The organism is Flavobacterium sp. HJSW_4, assembly GCF_042436695.1.
GTDB lineage: Bacteria > Bacteroidota > Bacteroidia > Flavobacteriales > Flavobacteriaceae > Flavobacterium.
This window is the reverse complement of record NZ_JBHNPP010000008.1, coordinates 104,125-118,702: the sequence shown is the minus strand read 5'-3', so window position 1 is coordinate 118,702 and position 14,578 is coordinate 104,125. Positions and strand designations below refer to the sequence as shown.

9 protein-coding genes are annotated in these 14,578 nt (G+C 34.1%); 3 read left to right on the top strand and 6 right to left on the bottom strand.

The genetic code is table 11. From position 1 onward, the window contains the following. Positions 1–211: 211 nt before the first annotated feature. Entirely contained in the window at positions 212–1,168 is a 957-nt protein-coding gene (mgrA, locus tag ACE01P_RS10005) for an L-glyceraldehyde 3-phosphate reductase (protein WP_379696946.1), read from the top strand. Between the two features lie 45 nt (positions 1,169–1,213). Here mgrA and ACE01P_RS10000 read toward each other — a convergent pair whose 3' ends face one another. From ACE01P_RS10000 to ACE01P_RS09975, 6 genes are all read right to left on the bottom strand, one after another. Further along, on the bottom strand, positions 1,214–3,193 hold the full coding sequence (locus tag ACE01P_RS10000) for a glycoside hydrolase family 97 protein (protein ID WP_379696944.1): 1,980 nt from the start codon (positions 3,191–3,193) through the stop codon (positions 1,214–1,216). A gap of 105 nt (positions 3,194–3,298) precedes the next feature. Then, positions 3,299–4,588: a beta-mannanase gene (locus ACE01P_RS09995; RefSeq protein WP_379696943.1), complete on the bottom strand. Its 1,290-nt coding sequence runs from the start codon at positions 4,586–4,588 to the stop codon at positions 3,299–3,301. Positions 4,589–4,724: 136 nt separating this feature from the next. Next, a complete protein-coding gene (locus tag ACE01P_RS09990) occupies positions 4,725–5,915 on the bottom strand; it encodes an AGE family epimerase/isomerase (protein ID WP_379696941.1) in 1,191 nt (396 codons plus the stop codon). A gap of 6 nt (positions 5,916–5,921) precedes the next feature. Beyond that, entirely contained in the window at positions 5,922–7,112 is a 1,191-nt protein-coding gene (locus tag ACE01P_RS09985) for a glycosidase (protein WP_379696939.1), read from the bottom strand. A gap of 25 nt (positions 7,113–7,137) precedes the next feature. After that, complete coding sequence (locus tag ACE01P_RS09980; protein WP_379696937.1) at positions 7,138–8,523, bottom strand: MFS transporter; 1,386 nt, start codon at positions 8,521–8,523, stop codon at positions 7,138–7,140. A gap of 227 nt (positions 8,524–8,750) precedes the next feature. Then, on the bottom strand, positions 8,751–9,887 hold the full coding sequence (locus ACE01P_RS09975) for a glycoside hydrolase family 26 protein (RefSeq protein ID WP_379696935.1): 1,137 nt from the start codon (positions 9,885–9,887) through the stop codon (positions 8,751–8,753). Positions 9,888–10,192: 305 nt separating this feature from the next. Here ACE01P_RS09975 and ACE01P_RS09970 point away from each other — a divergent pair, with 305 nt between their 5' ends. Continuing rightward, the gene (locus ACE01P_RS09970) at positions 10,193–11,071 is read left to right on the top strand and encodes an AraC family transcriptional regulator (protein ID WP_379696933.1); all 879 of its coding nucleotides are present in this window, start codon (positions 10,193–10,195) and stop codon (positions 11,069–11,071) included. A 311-nt stretch (positions 11,072–11,382) separates the two neighbouring features. Continuing rightward, positions 11,383–14,574 (top strand): SusC/RagA family TonB-linked outer membrane protein, encoded by a 3,192-nt coding sequence (locus tag ACE01P_RS09965; protein WP_379696931.1) that lies wholly within the window; start codon positions 11,383–11,385, stop codon positions 14,572–14,574. Positions 14,575–14,578: the final 4 nt, after the last annotated feature.

The window sequence follows — 14,578 nt, the reverse complement described above, 5'->3', positions numbered from 1 at the left end:
AGTTATTTTTCGCCACGAATTCACGAATTTATTCAATTAATTTGTGAATTGCTTCGCCTGTTCGCTATCGCTCGAGTCGTGACGATTTTAATTTTTCTCTCGCAGATTTAGCAGATTTAGCGGATTTTTTTAATCTCCTAAATCTGCAAAATCTGCGGGAGTTTTTTGTATTTTTAAAATCTATTAAAACTCCAACTTTTAAATTACAAACATGAAATATAACAGATGCGGCAGAAGCGGATTATTACTGCCTGAAATTTCTTTAGGATTATGGCATAATTTCGGTTCAGTAGATAATTTTGAGAATGCTGAAAGCATTGCTATTGAAGCTTTTGATAAAGGAATTACACACTTCGATTTGGCTAATAATTACGGTCCAGTTCCTGGTTCTGCTGAGGAGAATTTCGGAAAAATATTATGGCATAATTTTCAAGGAAATCTGCGTGATGAAATCGTAATTTCGACAAAAGCAGGTTATACGATGTGGAAAGGACCTTACGGAGATTGGGGTTCGAGAAAATACCTTCTTTCGAGTTTAGACCAAAGTTTGAAAAGAATGAATGTTGATTATGTTGATATTTTTTATTCGCATCGTCCAGATCCAGAAACTCCGATTGAAGAAACGATGATGGCTTTAGATCATGCCGTAAGAAGTGGTAAGGCTTTGTATGTTGGAATCAGTAATTATTCTGCGGAGCAGACTAGAGTTGCGGTTGATGTTTTAAAACAACTGGGAACGCCTTGTTTGATTCATCAAGCGAAGTATTCGATGTTGGAACGTTGGGTTGAAAATGGTTTGTTGGATGTTTTAGAAGAAAAAGGAGTGGGATGTATTGCATTTTCGCCTTTGGCACAAGGACTTTTAACAGATAAATATTTAAAAGGAATTCCAGAGAATTCAAGAGCTCATAATCCGAATGGGCATTTGAGAGAAGACGAAGTTACACAGGAAAGAATTCAGAAATTGATTCAGCTGAATGAAATTGCTCAAAATAGAAATCAATCTTTGGCGCAAATGGCATTAGCTTGGCTTCAAAAAGATAAACGAATCACTTCGGTTTTGATTGGTGCGAGTTCTGTAAAACAATTGTGTAATAATATCGATTGTTTACAGAATACGGAGTTTTCTCATGACGAATTAAATGCGATTGAGAAGATTTTAGCTTAATAAATAAAAATGATAAAAAAAGGAGAACAATTTGTTCTCCTTTTTTTATTTGATAATCATCGCCAAACCGCCACCGTTTGCTAATCTATATTTTAACTTCGTTGTAGAATCAACAGTAATAATTTCTTTTTTATAATCGACTGCAGCTTTATCCGCATTTACACCATCTGAGAAAATTTCGGCTTGGAATTTTTTGCCTTTTTCAAGGAAAGAAAAATCAATTGTAATGTCTCTGGAATCCCAATTTGTGATAGCTCCTAAATACCAAGTATTGTCTTTTTTTCGAGCAATAGAAACGTATTTTCCAACTTCTCCATCAAGAGCAACAGTTTCATCAAAAACGGTCGGAACTTTAGCGATAAAATCAGTGCTTTCTTGTTCTTTCATAAAAGCGGTTGGACTGTCGGCCATCATTTGCAAAGGAGCTTCAAAAATCGTGTAAAGTGCCAATTGATGACATCTCGTTCCTTGGCTCATTGGAGTAGAATGACTTGGTTTGAATTCGCTTTTAGTAGCATTTCGCATTGCGCCTGGCGTATAGTCCATCGGGCCAGCCATCATTCTGATAAACGGAATTGTAGTATCGTATAAAGGAACATCATCATTTGGTGTCCATTTATTGTTTTCTAAACCTTTTACGCCTTCAAAATTTAAAATGTTAGGGAAAGTTCTTTGAATTCCAGTTGGTTTGTACATTCCGTGGAAATCCAAAACCAATTTATGATTTGCCGCTTTTTGCGAAATATCGTAAACTGAATTTACCATTTTGGCATCGTCACGATCTAAGAAATCCACTTTAAAACCTTTGATTCCTAAGTTGGCATAATTCTTCAAAATTCCGTCTGTATTTTTAGTTAAAGCCATCCACGAACTCCACAAAATAATGCCAACATTTCGTTCTTTTCCGTAAGCGATTAAAGCTTCTAAATCAACATTCGGATTGTGTTTCATAATATCTTCTTCCAAACTCCAACCTTCGTCCAAAACCACATATTCAACTTTGTTTTTAGAAGCAAAATCAATGTAATATTTATAAGTCTGAGTGTTGATTCCAGCTTTAAAATCGATGTTGTAAATATTCCAATCGTTCCACCAATCCCAAGCTACTTTTCCAGGTTTGATCCAAGAAATGTCTTTGATTTTTGAAGGTTCAGCTAATTTCTGAACTATATCATTATTAGCTAAAGCGGCATCATTTTCAGAAATTACAATGGCTCTCCATGGGAAAGTTCTTGTTCCTTTTGTTTTTACTAAATAATCGGCTCTTTCTGTAATTAATCGGTTGATATTGTTGAATCCGCCGTTGGTTTCTTTTAAAGGGTATTTAGAAAAACGAGATTCAAAACTTGATTTATTTTTGTTGTTTGTAACAAATAATCCCGGATAATCTTCCAAATTAGCTTCTAGAAAAACTGCTTTTTTGTGGTTTTTATAATCAATTAAAAAAGGTAAAAATGCTAAAGTATCTTTAGAAAATTCGCTGATTTTTTTGTTTTCGTAATGTGCTTCAAACGAAGAAATATAAGGATCTTTCGGATTTCTTAAATCTCTCACATATGGCATTAAAGTGTTGTAATCTTTATCGAAATTTAAAACTACTTCTTCAGATTTAACTGTAATATCTTTTTTCTTTTTGGTAATAAATCGATACGCGGCACCATCATCAAAAACACGATATTCAATACTGAAATCATTTTTAAAGTTTAAAGTCAGTTGATTGTAATGATTTTGAACTGATTTCTTTTTATAAAGCGATGTTTCAAACGAATTATTTACACTTTCTTTTTTCGAATTAATAACAACTGGATTTTTTCCTAAAATCTGATTTTCATCTAAAGTCAAAGACATTTGCGAAGGAGCCAGAATCAAATCTTTTTCATGCGAAATCGACCAAGATATTTTATCATTCACAGAAATTTTGACTTCAATTTTTCCATCAGGAGAAGTTACAGTAAAGTCTTGTTTCTTCTGAGAAAAAGAAAGATTTAGGAATAAGAAACAAAAAAGAATAAATGTGTTTTTCATGCGGGTATTTTTTGAAACCATATAAGTGATATAAGTTCAATTTAGCTAGGACTTAAAGCCAAACTTATTAAATGAACTTATATCACTTATATGGTGAAAATTATTTTATTTTTTCTTCAATTCTAAATTGTATTTTTTTACAATTTCTAAAGTCGATTTGTCTCCATTAAAAATAGAATTCAAACCTTGCGGTTCTTGCGGAGGATCTGTCGTTAAAGGTTCACCAGGATTCCATTTTCCATCAGGGTGAATGGCTTTTCCTTCACCGCCGTAACCCCAGAAATTTGCCGCTTGCAACGGCCCTCCATTTTTATGACTTTCAACTACTCTTCCAAAAATATAACTGTAAAATTGATCACGATAAACAGAAGGCGCGCCCGCATTTAAATTTTCGTTTTCTCTCGGAAGCCCAAACTCTTCAATGATAATTGGTCTTTTCAGATTATTGGCAACTTTAATGTGATCGTCAATATATTTTCCAGCGTTTTCAATTGTTGCAGGCATTGTAGCTTCGGCATTATCAGCTTTAAACCAATTCCAGTTTTTTGGCCAAATGTGCATTGTCAAATAATCGATATTTGGGTTTTGATGCGTTCTTTCGAAGATTTCCATGCTGTCGTTCGAGCTGTTTTTTCCTTCAGAACCTGTAGAAACCAAATGATTTTTGTCTAAACTATCAATCAAATCGACAATGTTATTCAACCATTTTGTGAATTTCGCTTCGTTTTCTTTAGTAAAAAGTCGTGGTTCGTTACCAACTTGCCACGCCATAATCGTGTTGTCTTCGTTGTATTTCTTTTTAGAATAAGCATTTGTTCTTCCAATAATAAACTTCACATGATTGTTCAACGCTTCCATACAAGGTTCGCAGCTATGAAATTGCTCTGTATACGACATGAATTGAGGCCAAGTATTTGGTGGAATCGCAGGAACCGGAACCGGACCTTTGCCATTCCATTCTAAATATTGCGACATTCCGCCCGACCATTCCCAGTTATTCGTCAAATACAAAACCGCGTACATTTTACGTTTTTGCATTTCAGAAATTAAAAAATCTAAACCGTCCAAAAGATCTTCATCGTATTTTCCTTGCTCGTATTGCAAGGCTGGGCGAACTGTAAAATCATATTTTCCACCATCAGCACCAACCAAAACACGCAAATTATCGATTCCGTTTTTTTTCATTAAATCCAATTCGCGCAAAAGCCTTTTTCGGTCGCCTATTTTTTTAGAAGCCAGCATACTTCCGTACCAATAATTGGTTCCGATGTAAGCATAAGGTTGATCTCCTTTAAAAAATTGGTTTCCTTTTACGGTGATTTTTTCCTGCGCTTGACAAGCGATTACAGTAAAAATCATAGCTAATGAAAGGGTTTTAAAAAATCTGTTTTTCATAATTTGTATTTTAAGGAGCTAATCCTGCTATCCGTTACAATCTTTTGTGGCGAACCCCGCCACAAAAGGATTTTCACTTCTATCAGGGCTAGGGTTTTACGTTATTTAAGAAGTTTTAATTTTTAACCTAAAACCTTTAGTCTTTAATTCGATTAATAAGTTCCAGACAAGCGCGGCCGTTATGATATGGACATTTCCAAAAACCAGCTTTATCTTTTTTCATTGTATAATAATCGTCATAAACGCCCCAAAACCATTCTCCGTTTTTGTGGTCGATCATGTGTTTTTTTGTGAATTTCCAGATTTTGTAAACAATATCCAGATATTCTTCTTTTCCGGTCAATTGATAAGCATTGTAAAAGCCAATCAAAGCTTCTGCCTGCGGCCACCAATGTTTTTCTAGAATTAATTCTTTCTTTTCAGGATCATATTCATACCATAATCCGCCATCAGAATCGAGACCTTCTTTTGTGGCTTCAGCAATTTGGATAGCGTATTTCTTGAAATTGGCAATTAATTTTTCATTGCCTGAAATTTCGGCACATTGCTGTAAAAGCCACGCAGCTTCAATATCATGTCCGTATGAAATAACATCTGGTTTTTCGATCCAATTTTCATCAAAAAACAAACGCAAATGACCCGTTTTGGTATTGATGAAATATTTTTCGATTGTTTCTAATAATTCAATAATGTCTTGAAGGAGTTTTTCATCTTTCCAGACTTTATATAAATTCACATAACCTTCAATAATATGAAGATGCGTATTCATAGTTTTCTTTTCGTTGGCATCTTTCGCGCTTAGACGCAAATCTTCAATAGGTTGCCAATCTCTTGTAAAAGCTTCAAAATAACCTTTGTTTTCAGGATCGTAACTGTGTTCTTGAATTTTAGCGTATAAGTTTTTAGCAATTTCTAAAGCTCTTTCTTCTTTCGAAATCACATAATATTCAGATAATCCATAAATCGCAAAAGCTAATGCGTAAATCTGGTTTTTGGTGTCTTTTGGAGTTGTATCCTCATTTATACTCCAAAAAAGACCTCCAAACTGTGTGTCATAAAAATAAGATGCGAGAAACTCGAATGCTCTTTCTGCCAGTTTTTTGTGGTTTTCGTTTTTCGTGGTTTGGTAACTGGCAGAGAATGTCCAAAGAATTCGGGCGTTTAAAACCGAACCTTTTTCTGCATTCGCAATCCGATGATCGTTAAAATCGATTTGGCCAACAAAACCTCCATTTTGGTCGTCAATAGTACGCTTCGACCAATATTTTAGGATGGAATCAAGTTCTGCGGTTAGTTCCGATTTTAAAAGCTTTCTTTGTAATGACACGATATTTTAAATTGCGTTATTTTTTTCGATTTGATTAATGATGGTTTGCACAGAACCTGCTGAAATAAAAGTATCTGCGGGAGTATTGATCACATAATCAACCAATTTGTCTACAGAAGAAACTGCAACGTGCATGCGTGTGTCAGAAGAAGCGTAATAGACGTAAACTGTTCCGTCTTCGTCTTCGATCCATCCGTTAGAGAATAAAACATTCGAAACGTCTCCAACTCTTTCAATTCCCTCAGGCCCCATAAAATGGCCAGCAGGAACGTGAGTTACTTTCGAAATGTCATTCAAATCGGTCATGAACATGTATAAAGTGTAGCGTAATCCTGCAGCCGTATTTCGAACTCCGTGGGCTAAATGCAACCAGCCTTTTGAAGTTTTAATTGGGGCAGGACCCAAACCATTTTTCAATTCGTAAATCGTATGATATTGTTTTCCAAAAATGATTTTTTCGTCTTTTACAACAGGATTTGTCATATCTTCAACATATCCTAAACCGATTCCTCCGCCACTTCCAACATCGATAAAACCATCTTGCGGACGTGTATATAAAGCGTATTTTCCGTTTACAAATTCTGGATGTAATACTACATTTCGCTGTTGTCCTGTGTTCGAAATCAAATCTGGAAGTCTTTCCCAGTTTACCAAATCTTTAGAACGAACAATTCCTGCATTGGCTACAGCCGAACTTGTATCGCCTTTTGGAGCTTTTGGATCTTTTCTTTCGGTACAGAAAATTCCATAAACAAATCCGTCTTCGTGGTTTATTAAACGCATATCATAAACGTTTGTATCTGGCTCTTCAGTTTGTGGAATCACACAAGGTTTATCCCAAAACTTGAAATTATCGATTCCGTTTGGACTTTCCGCGATAGCGAAAAATGATTTTCTGTCAATTCCTTCTACACGAACAGCCATTAAATATTTGCCATTCCATTTCATTGCTCCAGCGTTGAAGGCTGCGTTCACACCGATTCTTTCTTGTAAAAACGGATTTGAATCTTCGTTGAAATCAAAACGCCAGTTTAACGGAATATGTGCTGCGGTAACAACTGGGTTTTTATAACGTTCGTAAATCCCGTTTCCAACAGTTTCTTGAGGTACGTTTTTTTGTTCAAGAAGCGTTTTATGTTGTTTTTCTAATGCCGATTTTCTTTCTAGAAAAGGGGCTGAAGAGGTTATTGTTGTCATATAAATTGATTCTTTGTCTTTGTTTTTAATGATTTCTCTTTTCGTTTAAATCCTGTTCGATTATCTGTAATTTTTCTTCTGATAAAGGATAAAATGCTATGAAAGCAACTGATATGGCTGCGGCAATTGCTGGAAGAATACTCAACATTAATTGAATTCCGTTTTGAGCTGTTGCTGTTTGTTCAACATTGGCTTGAAAGCCGTAATAGCCTAAAAGCCATCCCGCTCCGGCACCACCAATCGTCCATCCGAATTTTTGTGACATTGACGAAGCAGAGAAAACTAACCCTGTTGCTCTACGTCCTTGTTTCCATTCCGAATAATCGGCGCTGTCGGCATACATTGACCAGATTAACGGGAAAATACAGCCTGCACAAATACTGATTAAAACTTGGAAACTCATAATTAAGAAAACATCTTCTTTTCCGAATAAATAGAAAATTAGACTTAAAATTGCTGCCACAGCCATTGCTCCGAAGAAGGTTTTCTTTTTACCAATTTTATTCGCGATTGTTGTTGCTGCGATTACTCCGATAATGTTTGCGGCTTGTCCCAAAACCAAATAAATTGAAGTTGGTGTCATGTGGAAATCGGTTCCGAAAAGTGAAAAATCGAAGTTTATACTGCTGCTTACATAATATTTGAAGTAGTAAACTGCCGCACCATCTCGAATAGAATTGAAAACTAATGCGCCAATTCCGGCTCCAAGCAAAATCCACCAAGGTTTATTTTTTAGAAGGTCTTTTAAATCTTCTTTTAAGTTGTTTTCTTCATTTTCAATTGGTTTGATTCTTTCTTTAGTGAATAAAAAACAAGCCCAGAAAAAGATGGTTGTAATTAATCCGAAAACGGCGATTGTAGCCAACCAGCCTGTTTTAGAATTTAAATTTCCTCCAAAATAATTTACCAAAGGCTCAATTAGCCAAAGTGCCAAAAGACTTCCGCCAAAAGCGAAAACCATTCGGTAAGAAGAGAGTGTGTTTCTTTCTTTTCTGTCAGAAGACATAACTCCTAAAAGAGAAGCGTAAGGAACGTTGATTAAAGAATAAATCATCATCATTAACGAGTAGGTCACGTAAGCGTAAATGATTTTTCCTTTTTCGTCAAAATCTGGAGTGTAGAAAGTTAAAACTCCAATCACGGCAAAAGGTATCGCTACCCAAAGTAAATACGGTCTAAATTTTCCCCATTTGCTTTTGGTTCTATCGGCTAGAATTCCAACAATTGGGTCAAAACAAGAATCCCAGATTCTAGTAATTAAAAACATAGTTCCTACTACAGCAGGCGCCAATCCGAAAACATCGGTGTAGAAAAATAGCAGATACATGCTGAAAATTTTCCAAAACATAGAGGAAGCAGCATCTCCAAGTCCGTAACCAATTTTTTCTTTTAAACTAATTTTGTCGTGCATTAGATTTCTTTTAAAGATTGTAATTTATTTTGGGGCAATTATTCGCTTGGTAATTTTTTTAACACATAGAAACATAGCTTTTAGGAATTTATTAAAGTCGTTTCACTTATAATATTAAACATAGAGCTATGTGTTAAAGCTTGCTTTTCTATAACCTCAAACACGAAGCAATAAAAACCTATGTTTCTATGTGTTAAAATTAAATCTGTTTTATCTCACCAAATTGATTATTTTAATTTTTTCTGAATGTCTTTTTCAAAGATAGTTTGGTCAAGATTATAAAAATCAACAAAATCTTTTTCGCTTACTTGTCCGCTATAAGGAGCGTAGTAATGCATTTTTTGCTCTTTTTCCTGCCATCCGTGATTTCTCCATAGCAATACATAAGAAATTTTATAATCTCCAATAGCTTTTAGTAAAGTTCCTGTCCACCATTTAGGGTCTGGAATTGCTTCATAACCAGCTTCTGCGAGAGCCATCAATTTATGTTTTTTTAGACTTATCTCGTTCAATATTTTAAATTGATTTTGAACTTCGCTAATGAATTTTTCTCCATTTGGATCATTACTGTTTTGGTAAGAGTCAAAACTCAACATGTCAGCATAATTGTCGCCAGGATAATTGGTCAAGAAGTCATTTTCGCTTCCAAAACTTCCTGTATTGTAAACATAAATCAAGTTGTGAACGCCTTTTTTCTGAAGATAATCAAAGGTGAATTTCCAAGCAGTTTTAAATTCTTCTGGAGTGCAATTTCCTTTTCCCCACCAAAACCATCCGCCAGTCAATTCGTGAAAAGGTCTAAAAAGAATCGGAATATTTTTTCCATTTTTATCTTTTAATGACAAAAAGAAAATGGCAGCTTTATCTAGCCAAGAAACATATTTTTTATGATTTTCAGCTCCAGGCAAAATAGTTTTTAAAGAATTTGGAGTGTTATCCCAAGCATTTTTTCCTGTCGCTGGATTATCAAAATGCCAGCTGATAGTTGAAATTCCGCCTCTTGCGTTTGCATCAATAATATATTGTTTCATTTTAGTAAAAGGAACTCCGTCAATATTGTTCGGACTATCATTTTCTAAACCTGCAATATCCCATCCATAAACTGCAGGATAATCTCCAACTACATCTTTTATGTCGCTTCGACCATCTTCGTATTTCCATTTTACGCCATAAGCCAAATCGTCTTGATGTCCAAAAAGGAAACCTTTTTGAGTTAAAGAATGAAGTTCTTTGTATAAAGATTTAGTTTCTGCTGTTGCTTTTTTATCTGAAAGTGACAAATTAGTATTACTGTGGCTTTTTTGTGACAAACACGAACTGCTCATTACAGTTATAGCTAAAAGTGTTAAAAAATGTTTTTTCATCGAAAAATATAAGTTGGTTGCTTAGCTAAAAGCTAACTAAACAAGGGTTTACAGTTTTTAAATAATAGCGTTTTTTCTATCGAAAATTTTCAACGCGATTAGGGTTAAAATTATTAAAACTATAAAAAGTTATTTAATAAAAAATGATTAATGTTTATTATTAATGTTCTTTTTAAAGAAATGATAAATTAATTTTTTCAAAGATAAACGGATGATTATAGTGTAATTAATATTATTTTATCAATTATATATCATATTATTGCAATCGAATAAACGAATGATTGTTTTCCTGAAATAGATTTAAGATGAGTAATACGAAGAATTTTTATAGAGAAATAGCGCCACTTGCTGCAAGTGACAGCTTTTTGGTTTTTGATCGCGTAAAAGATAGTTTTGATTTTCCGGTTCATTATCATCCAGAATTTGAAATCAATTTCATTCAAAATGGAAAAGGAGTTAAAAGGGTTGTGGGAGATAATATTGAGGAAATCGATAATGTCGAATTGGTTTTAATTGGCCCAAATTTATATCATGGTTGGGAACTGAATAAATGTACGAGTAAAAAAATACACGAAATAACGATCCAGTTTCATAATGATTTATTTCACGAATCTTTATTGTCAAGACGTATTATGAATCCGATTCGAGATATGTTTAATCGATCAATTCACGGAATTCTTTTTTCAAAAAAAACAGCTGAAGAATTAATGCCAAGGCTTGTGAGGCTTTCTAAGTTAGATGGTATGGATTATTTTTTAGAAATTACTTCTTTATTATATGATCTTGCAAATTCTAGAAATCAACGTTTGCTTTCGACTTATACCGTAGACTACGATACTTTTGATGATTATGATAAAATGAAATTGGTTTATGAATATGTGCAAAAGCATTTTGCTGAAAAAATCACTTTAGAAGATGTGGCAAATGTGGCGAGTATGTCGATAATTTCTTTTAACCGATTTATTAAAAAAAGAACTGGGAAAACTTTCGTCAATTATATAAATGATATTCGTATCGGTTACGCGGCGCGTTGGTTGGTAGAAAAAGATATGAGTGTTTCTGAAGTTGCTTTTAAATCGGGTTTTAATAATATAGCGAACTTCAATCGCAGTTTTAAAGCAACAAAAAATTGTACGCCAAGTCAGTATCGTGAAGAGTTTTCGGGCTTGAAGCGAATTTTATAGTGATACTTTTTTGTCATCAATAAATATTATTTTTAACGAAAACGTTTGAATTTTGCAATTTCATTAGTTTTTATTCATCGTTTGTGTTCTTTGAGGTGATATCATTGCGAATAATTTAAAAATTACGCGATTTTATTTTCATATATGTTTTTAAAATCGATTCTGGTAAAAATATTATCATTAAATGATATAATATTATCGATTTGATAATCCTCTCTGTTATAGATTTGTTAAATAATTTGAAAGTAAAAATTACCAGGCTTTTACTTTTGGATTCGCAATAAACAAATTCAACTAACCAAACACTTATTATGAAAAAACTAATGACTAGCTTCATTCATTGGAAGGCTGACCACAGAGCTGTTCCTTTGATATTATTTTTGTTACTGGCCAGTAATTTTATTACGGCTCAAGTAAAAGTTTCGGGGACAGTTTCAGACGAAAAAGGACTGTCTATTCCAGGTGCCAATGTTTCGGTTTCTGGTTCGAAAGCGACTGTTTCTACGGACTTTGATGGTAAATATTCTATTGATGTTCCGGCAAATTCAACTCTATCATTCTCTTTTATCGGTTTTACAACATTGAAGGTTGCCGTAGACGGTAAAACGAAAATTGATGTTGTTTTGAAATCTAATGCAGAAGACTTAAAAGACGTTGTTGTAATTGGTTACGGTACGCAAAAACGTAAAGATATCAATAGTGCGATTTCAAGTATTGGCTCTAAAGATATCGAAAATCTTAAAGTAGCTTCCTTTGATCAAATGATGCAAGGAAAAGCAGCGGGGGTAGTCGTTAGTAGTAACTCTGGAGAGCCGGGAAGTAATGTTTCTGTAAAAATTAGAGGGGTTTCTTCTTTAACGGGTACAAACGAACCTTTGTATGTAATTGATGGTGTGCCAATTTCTGGAGATGCAAGAAATTCTGCGACTTCAGGGAGAAATGCTTCTGGAGAATCTAACTTTTCTAATGCCGGAAATATTACTATGAGTCCATTGGCATTAATTAATCCAAACGATATTGAGTCTATCGATATTTTGAAAGATGCTTCGGCAACTGCAATTTATGGTTCAAGAGGTGCAAATGGGGTTATCATTGTAACAACAAAATCTGGTAAAAAAGGTACAGGTAAATTGACTTTCGAAAATTCTTATTCGATAAGTAATCTTCCTAAAAAACTGCATTCAATGAATTTACAGCAATATGCTACACATCAGAATGCTTTATCAAATGTTTATGATCCATCTTCAAAACGACCTGAATTTGCTCATCCTGAACTTTTAGGCGCTGGAACAGATTGGCAAGATGCTATTTACGAAACGGGTATGATGAGCTCAAATCAGCTGTCTTTTTCTGGAGGTAAAGAAGGTGTCACGTATTATATTTCTGGAGGAGTTTTGAATCAGGAAGGAATTGTTATAGAGTCTGGTTTTAAAAGATATAACATTAGAACAAATGTTGATGCCAAAGTAAATAGCTTTATTAAAGTTGGTATCAATGTAAGCGGTGCAATTACAGATGAAAAATTGACTTTAAACGGGCAGTTTAACGGAGTAGTAGCAACTTCTTTATTAGCTACGCCAGATGTTGCGGTTAGAGAATTATCTGGTGCTTTTGCTGGACCAACTTCTGGAGTTTCGTTTGTAAACCCTGTTGCAACATCTTTATTAGGTTCTAATACTTTGGTGAGAAAGAACTATTCTGGAAATTTCTATACTCAAGTAGATATAGTTAAAGGATTAGAATATCGTTTTGAGGCTGGAGGATACCTATACGATAATTTAGGACAGCGTTTTGATCCTATGTATTCTTTAGGAAATGCAGTAAAAGATTATGCAAACTTGTATTACAACCCGTCTTCTGGAAATTCTTGGAACTTAAAAAATATGCTTACCTACAGAAATACTATTGATAAGCATAACTTCACAATCTTAGCCGTTCAAGAATCAAATAGATCACACTGGGAAGGATATTCTATGGTAGGAAATGGTTATAAAGACAATAATAACCAAACTCTTGCGGGTGGAGATTTGACGCAAGCAGAACTTAAAAGCACTTATTCAGGCAGTCAGACTTTGGCTTCTTATTTAGGAAGGGTAGTTTATGATTATGCTGATCGTTATGGAATTTCTGCAGCAGTAAGAGCCGATGGATCTTCTAAATTTTTCGTAGGAAATAAATGGGGTGTTTTTAGTTCTGTAGGTGCTTCATGGAAACTTTCTAATGAGTCTTTTATGGAAAGCACAAAAAAATATGTTGACAATATTAAATTTAGATTTGGATGGGGACAAACAGGAAATAACCAAATTCCTAACAACTTATACGATTCTAACTTGCATGTTGTAATTAGTTCAATGGGAACTTCTTATCTTCCTTCAAATACGCCAAATAAAGATTTGAAATGGGAAACGCAAGATCAGACCAACTTAGGTTTAGATTTTACAATGTTTGATTCTAAATTTTCTGCTTCGGTAGATTTGTATAAAAAAGTTTCTAAAAACTTCTTGTATCAAGTACCTCTTCCAAATTATCTTTCTGGAGGTGGTGATTATGAGGGAGGTGTAAATCCTCCATATTTCAACTTAGGAAGTATGCAGAATAAAGGGGTTGAGGTTACTCTTGGTTATCACAATAAATTTACAAAAGACTTTTCATGGGATTCTAGTTTAAACTTTACTAAATATGTTAATAAAGTTACAGATATGGCAGGTTTAAATATTGTGAAAACAACTGGAACTCTTGCTTATAATACCGTGAGTGTAACGAGAACACAAGAAGGTTTGCCAATTGGTTCTTTCTTAGGTTATGAGGCTTTAGGAATTTATAGAACAGATGAAGATTTAGTGAGATATGGCCATGATGATGGTAGTGGAAATAAAGTGCCTTTGAAAAACGGAACAAACTCATTATTGCCAAATTTTGTAAAAGGTGATGTTATTTATAAAGATTTGAATAATGATGGTAAAATTGACCAAAGCGATTTAACGGCAATCGGAAACCCGAATCCTAAATTTACTTACGGTTTTACAAACAACTTCAAATATAAAAATGTTGATTTATCCATTTTTCTTCAGGGAACTGCTGGAAATAAATTAATGAATTTAACTCGTTCATCTGGAATTATGAACAGTGGTTTAGGCACTAACTATTTAACTGAAGCGGCTGATTTTTATTCTGCAAGTAATTTAGATGGTTCATTGCCAACTCCTTCTAGCTATGATCATATTAATAATGCGATTTCAACTCGTATGATAGAAAACGGATCATATTTAAGAATTCAGAACGTGACATTAGGATATTCATTACCATCAGACATCATTTCAAAAATCAAATTGACTAGGTTGAGAGTTTATGCTTCTGCACAAAACTTGTACACTTTTACAAAGTATACAGGATATGATCCAGAGGTAGGATCTTACAATCAGGATGCGTTAATGACGGGAATTGACAACGGGCGCTATCCGGTACCAAGACAAATTACTTTTGGTTTTAATGTTGAATTTTAATAAA